The 20,698-nt window shown below is 27.9% G+C and carries 25 protein-coding genes and 1 tRNA gene; 23 read left to right on the top strand and 3 right to left on the bottom strand.

Going from position 1 to position 20,698, the window contains the following annotated elements:
• Nucleotides 1-756 precede the first annotated feature (756 nt).
• The 15 genes from Q0V24_RS11545 to Q0V24_RS11475 all read left to right on the top strand — a co-directional run bounded on the left by Q0V24_RS11545 (nt 757) and on the right by Q0V24_RS11475 (nt 9,603).
• The gene (locus Q0V24_RS11545; protein ID WP_297521627.1) at nt 757-1,227 is read left to right on the top strand and encodes a hypothetical protein; all 471 of its coding nucleotides are present in this window, start codon (nt 757-759) and stop codon (nt 1,225-1,227) included.
• 9 nt (nt 1,228-1,236) lie between these two features.
• Nucleotides 1,237-2,733, top strand: coding sequence for a phage tail spike protein (locus tag Q0V24_RS11540; protein ID WP_297521625.1), 1,497 nt, complete (start codon nt 1,237-1,239; stop codon nt 2,731-2,733).
• A 141-nt stretch (nt 2,734-2,874) separates the two neighbouring features.
• On the top strand, nt 2,875-3,228 hold the full coding sequence (locus tag Q0V24_RS11535; RefSeq protein WP_297521624.1) for a hypothetical protein: 354 nt from the start codon (nt 2,875-2,877) through the stop codon (nt 3,226-3,228).
• Between the two features lie 133 nt (nt 3,229-3,361).
• A complete protein-coding gene (locus Q0V24_RS11530; protein ID WP_297521622.1) occupies nt 3,362-3,775 on the top strand; it encodes a phage holin family protein in 414 nt (137 codons plus the stop codon).
• Nucleotides 3,776-4,462 (top strand): N-acetylmuramoyl-L-alanine amidase, encoded by a 687-nt coding sequence (locus Q0V24_RS11525; protein WP_297521620.1) that lies wholly within the window; start codon nt 3,776-3,778, stop codon nt 4,460-4,462.
• Between the two features lie 294 nt (nt 4,463-4,756).
• Complete coding sequence (locus Q0V24_RS11520) at nt 4,757-5,329, top strand: hypothetical protein (protein WP_297521618.1); 573 nt, start codon at nt 4,757-4,759, stop codon at nt 5,327-5,329.
• The gene (locus Q0V24_RS11515; protein ID WP_297521616.1) at nt 5,322-5,753 is read left to right on the top strand and encodes a hypothetical protein; all 432 of its coding nucleotides are present in this window, start codon (nt 5,322-5,324) and stop codon (nt 5,751-5,753) included. The genes Q0V24_RS11520 and Q0V24_RS11515 overlap by 8 nt, the downstream gene beginning before the upstream one ends.
• A complete protein-coding gene (locus Q0V24_RS11510) occupies nt 5,753-6,091 on the top strand; it encodes a hypothetical protein (protein WP_297521614.1) in 339 nt (112 codons plus the stop codon). Before Q0V24_RS11515 ends, Q0V24_RS11510 begins: the two co-directional genes overlap by 1 nt.
• Nucleotides 6,081-6,344: a hypothetical protein gene (locus Q0V24_RS11505; protein ID WP_297521613.1), complete on the top strand. Its 264-nt coding sequence runs from the start codon at nt 6,081-6,083 to the stop codon at nt 6,342-6,344. The genes Q0V24_RS11510 and Q0V24_RS11505 overlap by 11 nt, the downstream gene beginning before the upstream one ends.
• Nucleotides 6,345-6,427: 83 nt before the next feature.
• On the top strand, nt 6,428-6,631 hold the full coding sequence (locus Q0V24_RS11500) for a helix-turn-helix transcriptional regulator (RefSeq protein WP_297521611.1): 204 nt from the start codon (nt 6,428-6,430) through the stop codon (nt 6,629-6,631).
• 230 nt (nt 6,632-6,861) lie between these two features.
• The gene (locus Q0V24_RS11495) at nt 6,862-7,038 is read left to right on the top strand and encodes a hypothetical protein (protein WP_297521609.1); all 177 of its coding nucleotides are present in this window, start codon (nt 6,862-6,864) and stop codon (nt 7,036-7,038) included.
• Nucleotides 7,025-7,945 (top strand): hypothetical protein, encoded by a 921-nt coding sequence (locus tag Q0V24_RS11490; RefSeq protein ID WP_297521607.1) that lies wholly within the window; start codon nt 7,025-7,027, stop codon nt 7,943-7,945. Before Q0V24_RS11495 ends, Q0V24_RS11490 begins: the two co-directional genes overlap by 14 nt.
• Before the next feature lie 226 nt (nt 7,946-8,171).
• Nucleotides 8,172-8,987 (top strand): hypothetical protein, encoded by an 816-nt coding sequence (locus Q0V24_RS11485; RefSeq protein WP_297521605.1) that lies wholly within the window; start codon nt 8,172-8,174, stop codon nt 8,985-8,987.
• A gap of 16 nt (nt 8,988-9,003) precedes the next feature.
• Nucleotides 9,004-9,258, top strand: a complete 255-nt coding sequence (locus Q0V24_RS11480; RefSeq protein WP_297521603.1) for a hypothetical protein — start codon at nt 9,004-9,006, stop codon at nt 9,256-9,258.
• A gap of 3 nt (nt 9,259-9,261) precedes the next feature.
• Nucleotides 9,262-9,603 carry a hypothetical protein gene (locus Q0V24_RS11475; protein WP_297521601.1) on the top strand — a complete coding sequence of 114 codons (342 nt, stop codon included), beginning with the start codon at nt 9,262-9,264 and terminating at the stop codon, nt 9,601-9,603.
• Nucleotides 9,604-9,715: 112 nt separating this feature from the next.
• On the opposite strand, the gene Q0V24_RS11470 is transcribed toward Q0V24_RS11475, so the two are convergent.
• Nucleotides 9,716-9,797 (bottom strand) — tRNA-Leu (locus Q0V24_RS11470).
• Nucleotides 9,798-10,027: 230 nt separating this feature from the next.
• On the opposite strand from Q0V24_RS11470, the gene Q0V24_RS11465 reads away from it, so the two are divergent.
• The 3 genes from Q0V24_RS11465 to Q0V24_RS11455 all read left to right on the top strand — a co-directional run bounded on the left by Q0V24_RS11465 (nt 10,028) and on the right by Q0V24_RS11455 (nt 12,308).
• A complete protein-coding gene (locus Q0V24_RS11465; protein WP_297521633.1) occupies nt 10,028-10,720 on the top strand; it encodes a hypothetical protein in 693 nt (230 codons plus the stop codon).
• A gap of 24 nt (nt 10,721-10,744) precedes the next feature.
• Nucleotides 10,745-11,743 carry a GGGtGRT protein gene (locus Q0V24_RS11460; protein WP_297521599.1) on the top strand — a complete coding sequence of 333 codons (999 nt, stop codon included), beginning with the start codon at nt 10,745-10,747 and terminating at the stop codon, nt 11,741-11,743.
• Between the two features lie 277 nt (nt 11,744-12,020).
• Complete coding sequence (locus Q0V24_RS11455) at nt 12,021-12,308, top strand: hypothetical protein (RefSeq protein ID WP_297521597.1); 288 nt, start codon at nt 12,021-12,023, stop codon at nt 12,306-12,308.
• Nucleotides 12,309-12,336: 28 nt separating this feature from the next.
• Here Q0V24_RS11455 and Q0V24_RS11450 read toward each other — a convergent pair whose 3' ends face one another.
• Both Q0V24_RS11450 and Q0V24_RS11445 read right to left on the bottom strand, forming a co-directional pair.
• A complete protein-coding gene (locus Q0V24_RS11450) occupies nt 12,337-13,068 on the bottom strand; it encodes a type 1 glutamine amidotransferase (RefSeq protein ID WP_297521594.1) in 732 nt (243 codons plus the stop codon).
• A 26-nt stretch (nt 13,069-13,094) separates the two neighbouring features.
• A complete protein-coding gene (locus tag Q0V24_RS11445; RefSeq protein ID WP_297521592.1) occupies nt 13,095-14,450 on the bottom strand; it encodes a Mur ligase family protein in 1,356 nt (451 codons plus the stop codon).
• 229 nt (nt 14,451-14,679) lie between these two features.
• Here Q0V24_RS11445 and Q0V24_RS11440 point away from each other — a divergent pair, with 229 nt between their 5' ends.
• The 5 genes from Q0V24_RS11440 to Q0V24_RS11420 all read left to right on the top strand — a co-directional run bounded on the left by Q0V24_RS11440 (nt 14,680) and on the right by Q0V24_RS11420 (nt 20,642).
• Nucleotides 14,680-15,657 carry a type I phosphomannose isomerase catalytic subunit gene (locus Q0V24_RS11440; protein ID WP_297521590.1) on the top strand — a complete coding sequence of 326 codons (978 nt, stop codon included), beginning with the start codon at nt 14,680-14,682 and terminating at the stop codon, nt 15,655-15,657.
• Nucleotides 15,658-15,879: 222 nt separating this feature from the next.
• Nucleotides 15,880-16,761, top strand: a complete 882-nt coding sequence (locus Q0V24_RS11435) for an undecaprenyl-diphosphate phosphatase (RefSeq protein ID WP_297521588.1) — start codon at nt 15,880-15,882, stop codon at nt 16,759-16,761.
• 157 nt (nt 16,762-16,918) lie between these two features.
• Nucleotides 16,919-18,013: a 6-phosphofructokinase gene (locus tag Q0V24_RS11430; protein ID WP_297521586.1), complete on the top strand. Its 1,095-nt coding sequence runs from the start codon at nt 16,919-16,921 to the stop codon at nt 18,011-18,013.
• Between the two features lie 158 nt (nt 18,014-18,171).
• Nucleotides 18,172-19,602 carry an adenylosuccinate lyase gene (purB, locus tag Q0V24_RS11425; protein ID WP_297521584.1) on the top strand — a complete coding sequence of 477 codons (1,431 nt, stop codon included), beginning with the start codon at nt 18,172-18,174 and terminating at the stop codon, nt 19,600-19,602.
• Between the two features lie 119 nt (nt 19,603-19,721).
• Nucleotides 19,722-20,642, top strand: coding sequence for a S8 family peptidase (locus Q0V24_RS11420; protein ID WP_297521582.1), 921 nt, complete (start codon nt 19,722-19,724; stop codon nt 20,640-20,642).
• The last annotated feature ends 56 nt before the right edge of the window (nt 20,643-20,698 follow it).

The following is a 20,698-nucleotide window of genomic DNA, read 5'->3' as shown; positions in this document are numbered from 1 at the left end:
TCTACACAGGCGAAGACACTCTTTCCCTACACGACGCTCTTCCGATCTATAGCTTCAAATGCAGATAAAGATAAAGGGACTGTAGTTATGAATGTTAATAGCGGATATAATGCAGGAGAGAAATGTGTTGCATGTATATATTGGGAAGTTGGTGAATTTAAATACTCATACTTTATAGGTGGTGGAAGAAATTCTTATATTTATGGGCTATTAGATACATTAGTTCAGAATATGGATGTAGAAACTTCAACATTAGGTTCAAAAGAAATGATTTTAATAAGCACTCATTGTAATTACAGTAATAGTTATATTTATTTTGGAGTTGATAATATTCCAGATAGATTTATTATTGGAAAAACTTCAGTAGGATTCCATTTTTGGGTAAAAGGTAAAGATACGAGTAGTTATAATATGTATGCAGGTCAGAATATATTAAATTATCAAGATTCGATTATTAATTTAAAGCATCTCAAAGCAACTAAATTTCCAACTCATAAAAATTTAGTGAAAACTTTAAGTAATTATAGTTTATCTTCGGCTATACAAGGAGCTATTCATCCAGAAGATGGAGATATATTAACTGGTAAATTTTATTCGTTTGATATTTTTATAGGAATAACAGATGGAACAATAATAGGAACGGTTGAAGAAGCTTATTCTATTCCAGAAGTTAGATGCAGTGAAGGTGGAATTATAAATGTTGGTGGAGCAATGTATTTAAAAATAAAAGATACCTATTATGTGAGGTTAACATAGATGTGGGTACATTTAAAATCTACAAATATTAATGTAGCAAATGATAATATATTTTATTCTTTTTTTGTTTCTGATGATATAACTGAATTAATAGTAAAGGTTGGTGGAACAGAACAAAGTTTTTCAAAAAAAGAAAATGAAGATTTTATTGATATAACAGTTCCAATTGCAGCAAGTAAAAATATATCAACTCAAATAATATTTGATTCAGATATTTTATTAGAGATTTTTTCAGCACCTTTTGGAAAAATAGATGTTACAGATAATATAATCTCCTCAAAATGTGAAGTATTAAAATTAATACCATCATTAGAAAGTATAAAGATTTTAACTAGTCAAACTCCAATATCGGTAGATGTATTAGAAGAATTAGTGGAAATAGAAACTATTTATAAACCTATAGCCGTTAAAATATCGACGGAATATGATAGAGGTTTAAATGATGGCTTGGTATTAGGGCAAATGATATAAGGGGATACTATGAAGTTTAATAAAATAGAAACCTATAAATATAAAGACCTTGAAAGATTTACTTATAAAGAACTTGAATCAGAAGCATTTACTCTCAAAAGAGAATATTTAATTTTATATGATCCTTTTGAAATAGATTTTTCGCATTTTGGAGAAGCTGTTTTAGATACAGCGATAGATCCAGTAATTAATGAAGAAACTAATGGTGATTATAGTTTAGAATTTAATGTTATAAAAGATAATATAGGAAAATATAAAAGGATTAAACCTTTAGCTATAATAAAAGCACAAGGTCAATTGTTTAGAATACCACAAATAACAGGAATTAAAGATAATGGATTTAGTCTTAAAATATACGCTCAGCATATCAGTTATGATGCTATAGAAGTATTTACAATAGATAGACTTGTTAAAGAGCAAAATGCTTATGAGACTTTATCAAGATTATTAGAAGCAGATACAAAAAATAAATATTCGATTGGTGTAACAGATTTAACTACTATATCTAGTGCTGAATTTTTAAAAGAAAATTTTATAGATGCTCTATTTAATAAAGTTTTAAAAAATTGGGGAGGGGAACTTATTAGAGATAATTTTACCTTCACAATAAAACAACGACAAGGTGAGTATAAACCTAATTTATATATCAGATTTGGAAAAAATATTTCCAAGATAGATCTGAAAGTTGATTATAGCCAACTATGTACTAAAATATATCCTGAAAATAATAAGGTTCAAATTGAAGATGCTAATAATGGTTTTAGTTATATGGATTCTAAAAAAATAAATGAATATCCCATTATTTATCATAAAAAGGTTAGTTTTGATAAAGCAGAAACATCGGAGGAACTTAAACAGGCAGGTTTAAATTATTTAAAAGAATATGAAGTACCTAAAAGGACCATAACAGTAAATTTATTAGATTTAGAAAATAATAAAGAGTATGATAACTTAAAAGCTGCAATAAGAATGAATTTAGGTGATACTGTTACTGTATTTGATAGTGATTTGAATGTAGATGATGAAATGAGAGTTGTTGCAGTTAAAAGAAATGGATATACAGGTATTAAAACATCTATAACACTAGGGGTTTTAGCACCTTCGCTTGGAAGTAAAGTTACGGACCTAGAAGAAAAAACAAGTAGTATAGAAGAAAAAACAAAAAATGAAATTGAAACAACTGAAGATTTGAAAAATAAAGTTTCTAAAAATACGGCACAAATAGTGGCAGTAGAAAAGTTTACTGAAAACTTAAACAAGGATATTACAGCAACTAATAAAGAAATTGGTCAGTTAGCTGGATTAGAAACTATAACAAAAATTGATTTAGTTAGTGCTATAAATGAGTTATCAACAAAGTTTAGTTTATATACAGAAGAAAATAATAGTTTAAATGAAGAAGTTGTAAATACTATATTTAAATTGGGTGAAGTAGTCATATCTTTAAATGAAGAACAGCAAAAAATAATTGATTTATTAAAAGTAAATGGGATATATCCAGTATAATGGAGATAATATATATTATTTTGAGGAGGAAGAGAGATAGAAGAGTTATTAAAAAAATTCAAAGGATGTGAGAAAGACATTGACCGCAGTATTGAGGCGAAATGTAATAAGTTAGAGTTAACTTCTAATAGACAAAAAGAATTGAAAAATGAACCGTATGAGACAGAGGATTTTATACTTTTAGAAAATTCACCAAATATAAAAATAGTAAAGTCTGAAGAAATATTTGATGCCACATTATTAAGTGGAAGTTCAAGAGAACCGTATAATAATTGGTTAGAAGCTTTAAATGGAGTGGAAAAAATGTATTTAATTGATAAAATTTTTAAAAAATTAGAAGAGATATTAAATAAGCCAAGTGGTGGTGATTTTCCAGTGGTTTATGAATATCAAGGGAAATACTATATAGGAAATGATGGAAAGCATAGGTTGACTGTGTGTAAATATTTAAAAAAGAGCTTAAAAGTGAATCTAACAAAATATATAGATATTTAAATCTAATAGTAAAAATAAAAGAGCTAATCTAATTTAATCCTTAGTAGGGGGTATTTAAATTGAATAGCTCTTTTTTTATAGACATTTTTAGCAAAGACTTTATAAAAATAAATTATAAAGGGGTAATAAAAAGATGAATTTATCAGATGTTTATCAACAAATAACAATGGAGGTGCTATATTATATTTTTACTATTTTAGTAGTGTTTGATGTAGCAACAGGTATGGGGAAGGCTTGGAAGTATGGGAGGTTAAAAAGTAGAACTTTGAGAGATGGATTATTTGGAAGTATGGCAGAAATATTATCATTAATCCTTTGTATGTTAGCAACAAAATTAGTACCACCTACTAATTTTATAGTATTTGCGATACTTATCTATATGATTCTAAAAGAATTAACTAGCGTTGTAGAGAATCTTATTGAGATGGGAGCTAAATTACCTAGTTGGCTCATAAAAGGCTTGCAAATCAACACAGATAAACTAAATGATATGAACTTAGCAGATTTATTAGTGAAAGAAATAGATAAGGAAGAGGTGAAGAAATAAATGAAAAAAGGATTTATAGGAGTAGGGCATGGTGGAAGTGATCCAGGAGCAGTTGCAAATAAACTTAAAGAGGCTGATGTTAATTTGGTAATTTCTAAGGCTTGTAGAGATAAATTAGAGGAGCATAATTTAAATATATTATTATCAAGGAATATAGATGAAAATGATCCTTTACAGGAAGAAATAAAAGAATGTAATAAATTTAATCCTTTATTTGCAATAGATGTTCACTGTAATGCAGGGGGCGGAGATGGATTTGAAGTGTTCCATCATTATAAAGGTGGGAATTCTAAAAAGTTAGCAATGGCCATAGAAAAAAGAGTTGTTGAGTTAGGACAAAATTCAAGAGGGTGTAAAAGTAGATTAAATTCACAAGGTAATGACTATTATGGATTTATTAGAGAAACAATTCCACCAGCAATAATAGTTGAATGTGCATTTTTAGATAGTATTGATAGATATATAATTGATGAATATCATGAGCAAGTAGCGTTTGGAGAGGCAATAGCATATGGTATTCTTGATTATTTAAATATACCAATTAAAGAAATAGATAATACAACGAAGATGAGTGGATGGAGAGTTAGTATAGGTTATTTTGAGGATATAAATAATGCTAAAAAGAAACAAAAAGAGGCTATAAGTAAGGGAATAGACGCAAGTATAGTACCATATGAAAAGGCATAGCTATATAAAAATAAATTTAATAATAATATTAGGTATAATAGCATTAATATTATTAGTGTTATTCAAAATATAAAGTTTAGGCTAGATAGGAGTAAAATCTTATCTAGCCTTTTTACTTGTCTAAAACTATTTAATACTTTTAAATACTATACTCGTAAATGATAGTATGATTTTAAAAAATAAACAACATAATAAATATTAAATCTTAGTTAATATTTCATTGTTTTAATGGAAAAAACTTAATTTTATTGTAATATATACCTATATAGAATTATATGATTTGGAGGAGTTTATATGTATAACGAGCAATTATATCATACGTTAAGTAAAATATCAGAACTAAAGAACAATGAAAATATTTTGAAAAATATTTTAGAGTTCTATGTAATAAGACATGAAGAGCTATCTATAAATTTATTATCTGCACAGTTGTCAGAAACTTTTAAAATTGATAGTAACATAATAATTAATTACATTACTATCAATGGTGAAATAAATAAAGAAGGGTTTAATGATTTTGAAAAAATACTTAATATTTTAGATGAATTTAAATTTAAATATAGTATATTCTTTAAGGAAAGTATTATTAAAAGCAAAGATCCATTTAGAATAACTAAGTTTGATTGTGCTGTTGATGAAGTTGGAGTTTCAAATTTAACAATATCAAGAAATGATAATGTATATTTACAAGGAACTGCAAAAATCGAAGATCTCCTAGCACTAGGAACAAATTTATTTTTAGTTATTGAACTTTTATCGAAAAATTCCAAATTAAATATAAATCAAAAACATATTTTGGAGCAAGGTTTAAAACAACTAGAAAATATAGTTGGAAATATAGTTGAAAATATTAAAGGAAATGAATGATTTACAAATTTTTTTTGATTTTTTAGAGAGTATAAAAGAGGTTCTGTTAGTTGCATTAACTTGGATTCTTACAGAATATACAACAAGAAAAACAGAGGAAAGAGTTTTGAAAAGAGAAAGTCAAAATAGAAGATTCGAAAATTTGAAAAATTATAGCTTGATAAATCCTCTTTTAGTTAAAGCTTCTTTAGATGCAGAATCTAACTTTGTAAAAATTTCTTTGAGTGAACTAAGACAAGAGGTAAGTTTAAATATAAATACAGTATATTTATTAGAAAAAGAAAATAGGAATATTGTATTAGAAATAAATAAAAAACTTTTACTACAAGGACAGGCATTTACACAAGAAGCTAAAGATGAGTTGGAAAATCATTTAAAAAGTTTAGCAAAGGTATTTAGAGAAATTAACAAGGAGATTGTTTAATGGATAACATAACGTATACGAGTACCTGTTATGATAGCTTGGAAAAATATAAAAATATAGAAACATCTTTTGCCCAAATTGGTCAATTTTCTAAATTGTCAGAAGCTATGGATGAAGTTATTATAATCATAAAAAAATTAAAAGATGATAATTATTTTGTTCAAAAGCCATATGTGGAAAGCATAGTAAATAACCAATATGAGGCTATGCTTGAGATAATAATAAAATGTGCTGGAGAAGATTGTGATACAAATAATACTATAGTCTTTTTTAAAAGTTTTCAGAATATCATAAAACAGAAAGAAATATTGATGGGAAGTGGTAATCATGGTAGTTGATAATTATAAACCTAATGATATTTATATATCTAATAAATTTTATAATATCAAAGATGATATACTTGGAGTTTATGGTAATTTCACAGATTTAGGGAATGAAATTTCTCTTGAGTTCAAAGGATTTATTGTAACACTGGATAATCTTTTTAGATTATCAGTATATGGAACTAGTAAAACTACAGAAATTAATACTATAGTTTTTACTATAGAAAAAATTATAAAAAAATATTTCAAAAGATTTTCATTTAAATAAAGCTGCATTAATTTGCAGCTTTTTTTATTAGCTTGTTACCTTAATTAATAAATCGAAAATAAATATATGAAGAGGTGATTTTTTTGATAAAAAACAACTTATTAAATTTAAGGTTAGAAAGAAAATATAAAAAACAAAAAGACTTTGCAGCATTCTTAGGAATAAGTGAAAGTTACTATAATAAATTAGAGAATAATAAATCTGTTATGACAGTAGATACATTATTTCAAATAGCAAAAAAACTTAATATTGATATTAATGAAATTGTATTTGAAGAGGAGCAGTAGGCTCCTCCTTTTTTGTGCTTAAATATCCCAGTAAGAAAGAAAAAAGAATTTTAAAATATTTTTTAGAATAATAGGAAATTTTTTAGAGTCCGTTACATATAGATAAACTAGGAATGTAAAACAAGGTTGTTTGAGGTACAACAGTTTTTTTATGATAATTAATTATCAAATTTTTTGAAAAGTACAAAAGTAACAGCTAAGTTGGAAATGAACAATATTAAGGGGGCTATATGTCAAGATTGAAGATAATAATTGAATTTAATCCTAAAGATAGTAGAGAGTTTGAGGTTTTTGAAAAATTAAAAAGTATAACTTATCCAGGAACTATTATTAAAGATGTGCTATGCAATAGGGTTCCATTTACAGTGGTTGAAAAAATATTAGAGGGTTGCTATGAGAATATCTAAATATTTTGAAAGAAAAAGAAAGAAAAAGTTCATTAAAAACTGTTATATAAAAATGATATTGAATTTAAAAATATATAATACCTCCAATCATTATCCAGATAAATTAAAAATTAAATTTGTTGAATATGGTTATGAATTATATTTTGATATAGCAGGAATAAAAGAATTTGGGATTATAGAAAAGAACTTAAACTTTATTAATAATTGTTTTAGGGCTTATAGCGTTAAAGCATCAAATGATAGAGGGAATGTTATATTAATTATTTATGATGATATATTAGAAGAAAGTTTATTTACTAAACAAGATTTAGGAGCTTATAAGTTGCTACTAGGGTATGACTATGATGGTATTGTTACAACGGATATGAAAATATCACCACATCTACTTATAAGTGGTTTATCAGGACAAGGGAAAACAGGTCAATTGAGAATTATTGTGAAGAGTTTAGTTGGTGTAGCTGAGATATATCTTATAAATTGTTTTAGTCATGATTTTATAGGGTTTAATAAGATATCCTTTATAAACGGTAATGAAGCGATATTAAATTTTTTAGAAGACTTTAAACAAAAGAAATTTAAAGAACATGATAAACCTATTTATTTAGTTTTTGAAGAACTTATGACATTAAGTGAAGATAAGAAAATCCAGAAGTTAATTAAAGAATTCTTATGTGTGTGTAGACATTATAATATATTCATAATTGGGCTAATTCAAGTATGTAGAGCAGAAGATTTTAAAGCGAAAACATTCTTTAATAGTAGAGTTAGCTTTAAGCAAATGGATAGAAGTAGTTATGGTGTTGCACTTGGAAGTACAGGTGAGATGGAAGAACTAAAAAAAAGAGAGTTTTATAGTAAAGGAAGTAATGGGTTAGAGAAAGGTATTACTTATACATTAGAATATTAGTAAATAGGTGAATTTAAAGTTTAGAATGAATGAACGGTTGAATGCAATGAAGGAGCGTAGCGAACGAATTTTTAATTCTAGTGGAGCATAGCGACTAAGTGAAATGATTGAGTGAATGAATGAGAAACTTCTATAACTTGATAGTAGCAGTTTAACTATATCAAAATTAAAAACAATAACTAAAGTAAAAGAGTACTATTACAGGGACTGAAGTGTTATTTCTGATTTGAAAAAATATAACTTAAAGATAATAAGTTCTGGTGAAAATAGAGTAGAGGTTTATAAAGTTAGTGGATATTCTATTTTTATAAATAATGAAAGTAACAATAAAGATGGTAGATTAGGAAAAGAAATTTTAAATATAGAAGAAAAAGAAGAAAATCAAGAAAGAAGTAGAAAAACAACTTTAGTAAATGCAAGAAATAATATCATAAGGCTAATTAAAAGTAATGAAGATATGAAAACATTTATTACTTTAACATTTAATATTGATACAAATTATAAAGAAAGTAAAAAATATTTACAGGCAATGTTTTTAAAACTTAATAGACATTATAGTGAGTTTAAATATCTTTGGGTGTTAGAATTTGGAGAAAAGACAGATAGAATACATTATCATATGCTTTGCAACTTAGAACTTCCAAATATAGAATTTGCAGCAAGTGGAAAACGAAAAGGCAAAAAACATAAAGAGTATGAAAATGATTTTATGAAAAAATATTGGAAGAAAGGTTTTATAGATATAAGGGCATTAGATAAGGAAGGAAATTCAAATATAGCATTGTATGTTAGTTGTTATATAACTAAAGATTTACTTGATAGGCAATTAGAAGGGTATAGAATTTATGGCTATAGCAACAAAACTCTAGATAAACCACAAATATTAAATGATTATACAAATGAAAATTTAGAGGATATAATAAAATATTTTCAAAAAGATTATGAAATAATTTATAGTAATTCATATGAGATAGGATATAAAACAGATTATAAAGCCCGAAAAGGTACAATGACATATATAGATTTAAAGCGTAAAAAATAGGAGGTTTAATTAAATTATGATAATAAATAGTGATTTATTGATAACAAAAATTGATGCTAAACAGAAGAAAGATAGTACAGAAAAGTACTTAATGGTTAGTATGCTTGATTTAGTAGCTGGAGATTTATTTGAGATAATAGAGAAGGATATAGAGGTAATGATGAAACTTACACCAATGAAGAAGTACAATATAGATTTAAAGCTTACAAGTGGTAAGTATGGTCTGAAATTAGAAATTGCAGCAATTAATAAAGAGATTGGAGCAATATAAGAAATGAGTGAATTTCAATGTGAAGAATGTAAAAGAAAAGGTGAGGTTGGTCATTTAGAACAATTAAGTTTATTTGATACTTGCACAGATGAAAATGGAAAAAATACTGAGTATTATAACTTAGTATGTAGTCAATGTTTAAAAAGCTTCATAGGAGTAGTTGAAAAGAAAGATATTGAAGATAGAATAGATAAACAAATGTATGAGTTATCATTAGTTTTATGTAGTGAATTAGATGAATATATTAATCATAACTATGAAGATGATTTTCAAGGGTTTTTGGATAGTAAATTTAGTATTGGTGGATATATTACAGAACTTAGTGAATTATTAAAAGAATTTTAATGAAAAAAATAACTGAAATTTAATTTAAGGTGACCAATAGGTGACCAAAATAAAAAAAGAGCACTTAGATAATTACTATCTAAGTGCTCTTTATGCTTTTATTAAAGCGATTTGGTACCGAAAATGGGATTCGAACCCACACGATTTCTCGTCAGATTTTGAGTCTGATGTGTCTGCCATTCCACCACTCCGGCATGTCTATGATAAAAATATAACACATTTTATACTAATTAGCAATATATAAATGATATATTACTAAAAAATAAACATTTTTCTATAAAACTATTGTTAGTAGTAGATAATTTTGTTAGAATAGAATTCGGTAGGAAATACCGAAATAGGTAAAGCCTATTTTAAGAATATAAGTATACGATGCATTTAGGGATGATAAGTATAAGTTATTTTTTAGGGAGGAGAAATGAATATGATGTATTCAAGCGAAGTTCAAGAAATGTGTGTAATTGCTAAAGGACCTAATCATGGTTCTGCACCAATTCCTGTAGAAGGAAGATGGGTTCAGTCTAAAGAAGTATCTGATATTTCAGGATTAACTCACGGAATAGGTTGGTGTGCACCTCAACAAGGAGCTTGTAAATTAACATTAAATGTTAAGGATGGTATAATCCATGAGGCTCTAGTAGAAATGATAGGTTGCTCAGGAGCGACTCACTCTGCTGCTATGGCATCAGAAATATTACCTGGTAAAACAATATTAGAAGCATTAAACACAGACCTAGTTTGTGATGCTATAAATACTGCTATGAGAGAATTATTCCTTCAAATAGTGTATGGAAGAACTCAAACAGCATTCTCAGAAGGCGGATTACCAATCGGAGCTGGTCTTGAGGACCTTGGAAAAGGACTTAGATCACAAGTTGGTACAATGTACGGAACTTTAGCTAAAGGACCTAGATATTTAGAAATGGCAGAAGGATATGTTACTAAAGTAGCATTAGATGCTGATTCACAAATTATCGGATATAAATTCGTTCACTTAGGTAGAATGATGGAAATGGTTGCTAAAGGTATGGGAGCTGAAGAAGCTATGACAAAGGCTACTGGACAATACGGTAGATTTGACGAAGCAGTTAAAACAGTTGATCCAAGACACGAATAATTAATTAGAAGGGAGAAATTTAAAATGGCATTATTTGAAAGTTATGAAAGAAGAATTAATCAAATCACACCTGTATTAGAGCAGTACGGAATGAAAACATTAGACGATGCTAAAAAGGTTTGTGATGATTTAGGAATAGATCCTTATACAATAGTTAAGGAAACTCAACCAATCGCATTTGAGAATGCAGCTTGGGCATACGTTTTAGGAGCTGCTATAGCTGTTAAAAAAGGATGCAAAAATGCTGCTGAGGCTGCTGAAGCTTTAGGAGAAGGATTACAAGCTTTTTGTATTCCTGGTTCTGTTGCAGATAGCAGAAAAGTTGGTATAGGACACGGAAACTTAGGAGCTATGCTTTTAAGAGAAGAAACAAATTGTTTCGCTTTCCTTGCAGGACACGAAAGTTTCGCTGCAGCTGAGGGTGCTATTAAAATAGCAGAAAAAGCTAACAAGGTAAGAAAAGCACCATTAAGAGTTATATTAAACGGTCTTGGAAAAGATGCAGCTCAAATAATCTCAAGAATTAATGGATTTACTTATGTTCAAACAAAATTCGATTACTTTACAGGTGAATTACACGTTGTTAAAGAAATCGCTTATTCAACAGGAGTAAGAGGTCAAGTTAAATGTTATGGTTCAGATGATGTTAGAGAAGGTGTTTCTATAATGCATGCTGAAGGCGTTGATGTATCAATAACAGGAAACTCAACTAACCCTACAAGATTCCAACACCCAGTTGCTGGAACTTACAAAAAAGAATGTCAATTAGAAGGTAAAAAGTACTTCTCAGTAGCATCAGGTGGTGGTACAGGAAGAACTCTTCATCCAGATAACATGGGAGCTGGTCCAGCTTCATATGGTATGACAGATACAATGGGAAGAATGCACTCAGATGCACAATTCGCAGGATCATCATCAGTTCCAGCTCACGTTGAAATGATGGGATTAATAGGAATGGGTAACAACCCTATGGTTGGAGCTACAGTTGCTGTTGCAGTTGCAATAGAAGAAGCTCAAAAATAATTCATTCTTTTAAAAAAGCCACACAGAAACTCATTTGAGATTCTGTGTGGCTTTTTGTGATATAAAAACAATGTTAAAAGTTAAGGTGGTATAAATAGTTTATTAGAGGATTTTAATATAGTTTACTTGAGATTATATTAAATATACTTCTAAAAGAAATACTCGTAAAAGAGTATTGAAATACAAAAAAATAAAAGTTAATCAAAAATAAATAAACACATATTAATTCATAATTATTTAAATCAATTAATAATTATATAAAGTGGAGGTGAGATTAATGCCATTTGAAATATATTTAATTATTGGAATAACCTTATTAATTCTAGGTGTTTTAAGTTTTGTTAAACAAATAAAAGAAGGAATGTTTGCAGCGGTAATTGGTGGTGGAATCTGTATAGTAGTTTTTATTATTCATTATATATATAATCTTACTAGTAACTTTTTTGAAACTACAGGAATAACAATGAAAGATATTTTTACTTATATTATTTGTATTGCAGTTACATGCATTGCTTTTGTAATAATAATAGCACTTATTAAATTTTTAGGAATAAAAAAAAGATAAATTTCAATATTGAAATTTATCTTTTTTACTATTTATCTTTTTTGTTAGCCTCTATAACATGCTTTTTAGCAAGCATTTCAATTGTATCATCTAATTTAGTTAATTCAACTGAACCATATTTTCTTTCAAGAGCAGCTTTTAATAGTCTATCAGCTATTTCAGGATTTTTTGAAAGTAAACAACCATGACAGTATGTTCCAAGAGTATTTTTATATATACAACCTTCATATCCATCTGAACCATTATTGCCATATCCAACAATAGATTTTCCTATTGGTTTTAAACCTTCTCCAATATAAGTTCTACCAGAGTGGTTTTCAAAACCAACATAAGTTTCATTTAATTCTTCATTATAAACTACTGTATTTCCAATAAATCTTGTATCGCCAGCTTCAGTGTATAGATTTAATATATCTAATCCAGCAAGTTTTTGACCTTCTGGTGTTAAATAATATTTACCTAGTAGTTGATAACCACCACAGATAGCAACTAGAACTTTACCTTCTTCTATATAGTCTTTGATATCATCTCTTTTTTTATCTATAAGATCTTTAGAAACTATAGATTGTTCAAAATCTTGTCCGCCACCAAATAAAGAGATATCATATTTATCTTTATCAAATTTATCATTTAAAGATATATTTATTACATTTACATTTATTCCTCTTGCTTCGGCTCTATGTTTTAAAACAAGTATATTACCAATATCACCGTATGCATTTAATAAGTCAGGATATAAATGACATATATTTAATTCCATAAAAACACCATCCTTTACTTAATATCTTACCAAAGTTTTTGTATAAACCCTTTTGCGTGTAGATATTTTCTAAAATCAATCATAGCTGTATAAGTAGCTAATACATATATTTTATTTTCTGTACAATTAGTTATATTATTAGTTAAAGTTTCAAAATCATCTGATATTTTAAAAGTAGAAGGGTCAAGTCCAGCAATTTTTAATCTAACCGCCATATCATATTTTCTTACACCTGATATTAATACTTCCTTCATATCCATATTAGTTAATTTTTCAAAATTAACATCCCAAAGCCAAGAGACATCTCTACCATCTGCATACTTATCATTTAAAAGAAATGCTGATGAGAATGAACTAGTATTTAGACATAATGTATCTAATGCTTGATTATATCCAGCTGGGTTTTTAACAAGTATAATTTTTACGTCTTTTCCATTTATATTTAAACTTTCTTGTCTTCCAAAGCTAGAATCTTGTTTTGTAAATGAATCTTCTATTACTGAATCTTTTACATCAAATTCTTTAGCTATTCCATATGCACATAAGGCATTATATATATTATATAATCCAGCCTGTGTTACAGTAAATGTAGAATTATTAATTTTTATTTTAGATCCTTCTGATGTTAATTCTAAAATTTCATTCATTGCAAAGTCTAATTTAGGTTTTTTAAAGCCACAGTTTGGACAATAAAAATCTCCTAAATGATTATAAGTTATAAAGTTATATTCATATGGACTTTGACAGAATTTACAGAATTTAGCATCTGAATTTGTATCAACATGCTCATCTTTATTAGGTGATACTTTGAATCCATAATACTTAACTGGATTTGGAACATCTAAGTTAACTAGTAGTGATTCATCTCCGTTTAAAAGAAGAGTTGTACTAGGCGCTTTTTTTACACCTTCTAATATTTTATTAAGAGTTGTGTAAACTTCACCATATCTATCAAGTTGATCTCTAAATAAATTTGTTACTGTTATAATTTCTGGAGTAAGATGTTCAGTTATAAACTTAACATTTGCTTCATCAACTTCTATGACAGCATATTTAAGTTCGTTATCAGAAAATTTATAGTTATCAATAAATGTACCTACAATACCAGTATATAAATTAGCACCTGTACTATTAGTAATTACATTAAAATTATTTTCTTTTAGAACATTATATATCATAGATGTTGTAGTTGTTTTACCATTAGTTCCTGTTACTAAAATTACTTTGTAATTTTTTGATACTTTATTAAGTATATTACTATCTAATTTTAAAGCTACTTTTCCGGGGAATGAACTCCCACCTTTAAATAGTTTTTCTGCTAGAAATTTAGTCATTTTAGTTATTATTATTGTGAAAACAGATTTAATACCTATTTTAAACACCACCTTAAAAGTCATTATTACAAATTATTGCCATAATATGCATAAAAATAATCATTAAAACAATATTTATAGTATATCATAAACGCATTAATTTACCAATATATTAATAATGTATATTTTAATTCTACATAAGTTAGTAAATTGTTAAAAATATAGACTTTAAAGAACAAAATTAGTAAAATATAAGTAGAAATTTGAATGAAAACATTTAATAAAAGGGGGATTTATTATGTATCCAATAAAATTTGAGAATATATATTACGATAAAATATGGGGTGGAAGAGATTTTGCACAGTTTAGAAATAATATTCCAGAGGGAATGATAGGTGAAAGTTGGGATGTAGCATGTCATAAAAATGGTATGAGCATTGTTGAAAATGGTGAATTTGCAGGAATGAGATTTGATGATTTGATAAAATCTAGGGGTAAAGATTTACTTGGGGTAGCTATTTCAGAAGAAAGATTTCCGTTATTAGTAAAGCTTATAAATGCTAATGATAAGTTATCTGTACAAGTGCACCCTGATGATGAATATGGTTTAAAAGTTGAAAATGATTTAGGAAAAACAGAAGCTTGGTATGTAGTTGATGCATTTGAAGGTGCAAATTTAGTAGTAGGAACAAATGGATGCACTAAAGAAGAATTTGCAGTAGCTATAAATAACGGAACATGCGAAGAATTATTAAATAGAATTCCGGTAAAAAAAGGTGATGTTTTCTTTGTTAATAGTGGTCTTGTACATGCTATCGGAGAGGGAGTAGTTATTGCTGAAATTCAACAGAATAGTGATACAACATATAGAGTATTTGATTATAATAGAGGAAGAGAAATTCATGTTGAAAAAGCTATGGATTGTATTGATTTCTCATTAATTGGTAAAATATCAAGTGGAGTAAAATTATCTAATGCTGGGTATGATAGAACAATTTTAAATGTATGTAATTACTTCTCATTAGAAAAATATGATGTTAGAAAATCTTGCACAGAAAAAAGTGATTTAGAGAGATTTTATATCTTTACATGTGTTGATGGAAATGGCTGTATTAAAACAGCAACCTCTTCTGTTAGTATAGTTAAAGGTGATAGTATATTTATACCAGCAACTCTTGGTGAATATACTATAGAAGGGAATTTAGAACTTTTAAAATCTTATGTACCTGATAAAGAAAAAATTAAAGATGAAATTATGAAAAATATAATTATTTAAAGATAAGTTAATACTATATACAAAAGTTTGTTAATAAACTTAGTATATAGTATTTTTTATATAGTTATGTTTAGTAGTTAATTTATTTATATATTAAAACAAATGCCTATTTTAAGTATAATTGATTAAAGATTGTTAAATTAATTACTAATATCAAATATAAAAGAACTATTTTTAGTATAATGTTAGCGTTACAAAATTTAATTATTAAGGAGTAAAATTATGGATTTTATATTTATTTTTAAGGCGATTATAATTGCTATAGTTGAGGGGCTTACGGAATTTGTTCCTGTATCTTCAACTGGGCATATGATATTGGTGGGGGATCTTATTGAATTTAGAGGAGTAGAGAATATAGAATTTTCTAGCATGTATGAAGTAGTTATTCAACTTGGAGCAATTCTTGCAGTTGTAGTATTATATAGAAAGAAAATTTTTGGTTCAATTGTTGAGTTTATAACTTATATAATGGGATTCTTTACAAAAAATAAAACTCAGATGAAAAAATCTGAAACAGGTTTTAGATTTGGAATAAATGTAATACTTGGAAGTATTCCTGCTATGATATGTGGTTTAACTTTTTATGATGATATAAAAAACCTCTTCACAGTTAAAGCGGTTGGAATAGCATTTATAGTTGGTGGTATTCTTTTACTTGTTATAGAATCTTGGTATAGAAAGAAACCATCAAAAAAACTTGTTAATAGTGTTGATGAAATGAGTTATAAGCAGTCATTCTTAGTTGGTATATTCCAATGCCTTGCTATGTGGCCAGGAATGTCAAGAAGTGCATCAACAATAATGGGAGGATGGGTTGCAGGTTTTAGTACAACTGTAGCAACAGAATTCACATTTTTCTTAGCAATACCGGCAATGGTAGGTTCATCAGCAATGGATTTATTGAAATTTGATTATAGTATAATGAACTCAACATATTGGACAGCACTTGTAATTGGATTTGTAATTGCATTTATAGTGTCACTAGTTGTTATAGATAAGTTTATTGCATACTTAAAGAAAAAGCCTATGAAAGTATTTGCTATTTATAGAGTAATAGCAGGTATTGTATTAACAGTTATGATTTACAAAGGTTTAATTTCTTAAAGGTTTATCCCTTGATATATTAAATATATCAAGGGATTTTTTATATCAAGGGATAAACCTTTTCAAAAGAATAATAGTCTAATTATAAAAATAAACGAATACAATAAATTAGTTGGAAAATTTATTGATAATTTTTAAAAAGGGGAGGATTTTATTTATGTTAGCAAAGAAAAAAATAGCTTTATTAACAGGTGGTGGGGATTGTCCAGGATTAAATGCAGTAATAAGAGCAGTAACTAGAACAGCTATACTACAATATGGTTATGAAGTTATAGGGTATAAATTTGGTTATAAAGGACTATATAATAATGATTATGTAAATTTAGATTTAAATGCTGTTTCAGGTATCCTTCATAGAGGAGGAACTATTCTTCATAGTTCTAATAAAGATAATTTGTTTGATTATCAAGTAGAAGAGAATGGGGTACTTGTTAAAAAGGATGTTTCAAACATAGGGGTTGAAAATTTAAAAAAAGCAGGTGTTGATGCTTTAATTGTTATTGGGGGAGACGGTACATTAACATCAGCTAGAGATTTTGCTAGAAAAGGTGTCAATGTAATTGGAGTGCCTAAAACTATTGATAATGATTTATTAGCTACAGATACTACCTTTGGATTTAATACAGCTACAGAAATAGCTTGTGAAGCTTTAGATAGACTTCATACAACAGCGGCATCTCATCATAGAATAATGCTTCTTGAAGTTATGGGGAGAAATGCTGGATGGATAGCACTTGATGCTGGGATAGCTGGCTCTGCAGATGTTATATTATTACCTGAGATTCCATATGACATAAATAAAATAGTAGATAAAGTAAGAGAGAGAGAAGCGTCAGGGAAGCAATTTACAATAATAGTTGTTTCAGAAGGGGCTAAGCCAAAAGATGGCGATGTTGTTATTGCTAAGATAGTAGAAGATAGCCCAGATCCTATAAGACTTGGTGGTATAGCTAATAAACTTGCTGAAGATTTAGAGAAACTCATAAAAAATCATGAAGTTAGAAGCACAGTTCTTGGTCATTTACAGCGTGGGGGAACTACATCTGCATATGATAGAATATTATCTACAAGATATGGTGCAAGAGCAGCAGAACTTGTAAAAGATAATTTATATGGGAATATGGTATGTTTAAAAGGACAAGATATTAAGTATGTTAGCCTAGAAGAGGTTATTGGAAATACTAAAACTGTATCTTTAGATGATGAAAAAGTTAAAGCAGCAAAACAAATAGGAATAAGTTTTGGAGAATAAATACGAATTATTTAACGGGGGATTGTTTTGTTTCCCTCGCATTTTTCTGCATTTTAACGAATGATAAATAATAATTCAATAAAAATGTTCTTACTAATAGCTTTTTATGGTATAATTTTCTATATTAGAAAAGGTTTTTTTAGGGGGAGTAAAAAGTTATGAGTAATTTATATGAAAATCCATTAAATTCAAGGTATTCATCAAAAGATATGTCATTTATATTTTCAGATGATAAAAAATTTTCAACATGGAGAAAGCTTTGGGTAGCACTTGCAGAGTGTGAAAAAGAGTTAGGGTTAAATATCACAGAGAATCAAATTAATGAATTGAAAGAGAACATATACAATATCAATTATGATGTTGCAAGAGAGAGAGAGAATTTAGTAAGACATGATGTAATGAGTCATGTATATGCCTATGGAACTCAATGTCCTAGTGCAAAAGGAATAATTCATTTAGGGGCTACTAGTTGTTATGTTTGTGATAATACAGATTTAATAATAATGAAAGAGGCACTTATAATTGTTAAAAATAAAATACTCGCTACATTAGAAAATTTAAAAAAGTTTTCTTTAGAATATAAAGATATGCCAACACTTGGATTTACACATTATCAAGCAGCTCAGCTTACAACGGTTGGTAAAAGAGCAACATTATGGATGCAAGATTTGGTTTTAGATATGGAAAATTTAGATTTTGTTATAGATAATATTAAATTAAGAGGGGTAAAAGGAACTACAGGAACTCAAGCTAGTTTTATGAACCTCTTCAATGGTGATGAAGAAAAAGTTAAAACTTTAGATAAAATGGTTTCAAGCAAACTTGGATTTGATAAATGTTATGGAGTTACAGGGCAAACATATTCTAGAAAAGTTGATTCAATAATACTAAATACTTTGTCAGAGATTGCACAGAGTGCTTATAAATTCTCTAATGATATAAGATTATTGCAAAATTTAAAAGAGATTGAGGAGCCTTTTGAGGCTAATCAGATAGGTTCATCTGCTATGGCATATAAAAGAAATCCTATGAGAAGTGAAAGACTTGGTTCTCTTGCAAGGCATGTTATTGTTACAAGTATGAATCCTGCTATTACAGCTGCAACTCAATGGTTTGAAAGAACTTTAGATGATTCTGCTAATAAAAGAATATCTATTCCTGAAGCATTTTTAGCTTTAGATGGAGTTTTAAATTTATATATAAATATAACAGAGAGTTTAGTTGTATATGATAAGGTAATAGCAAGTCATGTAAGTAATGAACTTCCATTTATGGCAACAGAGAATATAATGATGGAATCAGTGAAAAAAGGTGAGGATAGACAGGAACTTCATGAAATTATAAGAGAACATTCAATGGCAGCAGCTCAAAGAGTAAAAAGAGATGGACTTAATAATGATTTAATTGCTAGGATTATAAATGATTTTAGATTTAATCTAACAGAAAATGAAATTTTAGATATAATTGATCCTAAAAACTTTATAGGTAGAGCACCAAGCCAAACAGTAGATTTTATTTTAGATTATGTAGATCCTATTTTAAAAGAAAATGAAGGATACTCAAAGATTAAAGGTGAAATATCAGTTTAATTCACAAAACCCCCAATTTATTTTAAATTGGGGGTTTTCTATTTGAAAACTGTAACGCATTTACATAATAATACATAAATATAGTAGTGAGAGATTAATTTTTTTAGGAGGTATTAGTTTTGGAACTACTAAAATTGGTTAAAAACACTATTATAAAAGAAGTAGAGATATTTGATAAAATACCTGAGGGTGTATCTAGTATTAATGCACCAGCTTTTTTTGAAGATGGTAATTATGGAAAAGGGATAAAAATAGCTATAATAGATACAGGTTGTGATATTAATCATATTGATATTAAGGATAGAATAATAGATACTCAAAATTTTACAAATGAAAATAAATTTGATCATAAAGACGTAACAGATTATGATGGACATGGAACACATGTTGCTGGAATAATAGCAGCTAGTGGGAATGATAAAGGAATTATAGGAGTAGCACCTAAAGCAGAACTTTTAATTTTAAAAGCTTTGACATCAAAAGGTGGTGCTTATAGTTGGATAATAAATGCTATTAATTATGCAATTACTAAAAAAGTAGATATAATTAATATGTCACTTGGTGGAAAGTATAATTCAGTGCAATTGCACTATGCAATAAAAAAAGCTGTTGCAAATAATATATTAGTTGTGGTTGCAGCAGGAAATGATGGTGATGGTGAATGGGAAACTAATGAAATTAACTATCCTGGTGCATATAATGAATGCATATCTGTTGGATCAGTTAGATATGATGATGAAGAATCAAGGTTCTCTGCATCAAATGATGAAGTAGATTTAGTTGCTCCAGGTCAAGGTAGTGGGCGTAGAGGGATAATTTCTTTAGCACCTAATAATAAGTATGTCGAATTAATAGGAACTTCTATGGCAGCACCTCATGTAGCAGGGGCTTTAGCATTAATAAAAAATTGGAGTAAGGATTATTTTGGGCGTGAATTAACAGAAGCCGAGTTATTTGCACAACTTATTAAAAGAACATCTAGTTTAGGATTATCTTCTAGAATAGAGGGTAATGGTGTATTAGATTTAAATAGAAAATAAATTTTAAAATGTGAGTTTTTTGCTCGCATTTTTTATTTACATAATTTATGTTAAAA

Origin of the sequence: uncultured Clostridium sp. (genome assembly GCF_947039605.1) — a bacterium.
GTDB lineage: Bacteria > Bacillota > Clostridia > Clostridiales > Clostridiaceae > Sarcina.
Note: the sequence above shows the minus strand (reverse complement) of the source record. Positions and strands in the feature narration are given on the sequence as shown.

Bases quoted from the DNA above. Each gene is read 5' to 3' on its own strand.
- Q0V24_RS11510 (WP_297521614.1), top strand. From the start codon at position 5,753: ATGGATAACATAACGTATACGAGTACCTGTTATGATAGCTTGGAAAAA.
- Q0V24_RS11465 (WP_297521633.1), top strand. From the start codon at position 10,028: ATGATGTATTCAAGCGAAGTTCAAGAAATGTGTGTAATTGCTAAAGGA.
- Q0V24_RS11540 (WP_297521625.1), top strand. From the start codon at position 1,237: ATGAAGTTTAATAAAATAGAAACCTATAAATATAAAGACCTTGAAAGA.
- Q0V24_RS11520 (WP_297521618.1), top strand. From the start codon at position 4,757: ATGTATAACGAGCAATTATATCATACGTTAAGTAAAATATCAGAACTA.
- Q0V24_RS11440 (WP_297521590.1), top strand. From the start codon at position 14,680: ATGTATCCAATAAAATTTGAGAATATATATTACGATAAAATATGGGGT.
- Q0V24_RS11475 (WP_297521601.1), top strand. From the start codon at position 9,262: ATGAGTGAATTTCAATGTGAAGAATGTAAAAGAAAAGGTGAGGTTGGT.
- Q0V24_RS11460 (WP_297521599.1), top strand. From the start codon at position 10,745: ATGGCATTATTTGAAAGTTATGAAAGAAGAATTAATCAAATCACACCT.
- Q0V24_RS11480 (WP_297521603.1), top strand. From the start codon at position 9,004: ATGATAATAAATAGTGATTTATTGATAACAAAAATTGATGCTAAACAG.
- Q0V24_RS11450 (WP_297521594.1), bottom strand. From the start codon at position 13,068: ATGGAATTAAATATATGTCATTTATATCCTGACTTATTAAATGCATAC.
- Q0V24_RS11430 (WP_297521586.1), top strand. From the start codon at position 16,919: ATGTTAGCAAAGAAAAAAATAGCTTTATTAACAGGTGGTGGGGATTGT.
- Q0V24_RS11490 (WP_297521607.1), top strand. From the start codon at position 7,025: ATGAGAATATCTAAATATTTTGAAAGAAAAAGAAAGAAAAAGTTCATT.
- Q0V24_RS11525 (WP_297521620.1), top strand. From the start codon at position 3,776: ATGAAAAAAGGATTTATAGGAGTAGGGCATGGTGGAAGTGATCCAGGA.
- Q0V24_RS11495 (WP_297521609.1), top strand. From the start codon at position 6,862: ATGTCAAGATTGAAGATAATAATTGAATTTAATCCTAAAGATAGTAGA.
- purB (WP_297521584.1), top strand. From the start codon at position 18,172: ATGAGTAATTTATATGAAAATCCATTAAATTCAAGGTATTCATCAAAA.
- Q0V24_RS11505 (WP_297521613.1), top strand. From the start codon at position 6,081: ATGGTAGTTGATAATTATAAACCTAATGATATTTATATATCTAATAAA.
- Q0V24_RS11455 (WP_297521597.1), top strand. From the start codon at position 12,021: ATGCCATTTGAAATATATTTAATTATTGGAATAACCTTATTAATTCTA.
- Q0V24_RS11530 (WP_297521622.1), top strand. From the start codon at position 3,362: ATGAATTTATCAGATGTTTATCAACAAATAACAATGGAGGTGCTATAT.
- Q0V24_RS11435 (WP_297521588.1), top strand. From the start codon at position 15,880: ATGGATTTTATATTTATTTTTAAGGCGATTATAATTGCTATAGTTGAG.
- Q0V24_RS11545 (WP_297521627.1), top strand. From the start codon at position 757: ATGTGGGTACATTTAAAATCTACAAATATTAATGTAGCAAATGATAAT.
- Q0V24_RS11515 (WP_297521616.1), top strand. From the start codon at position 5,322: ATGAATGATTTACAAATTTTTTTTGATTTTTTAGAGAGTATAAAAGAG.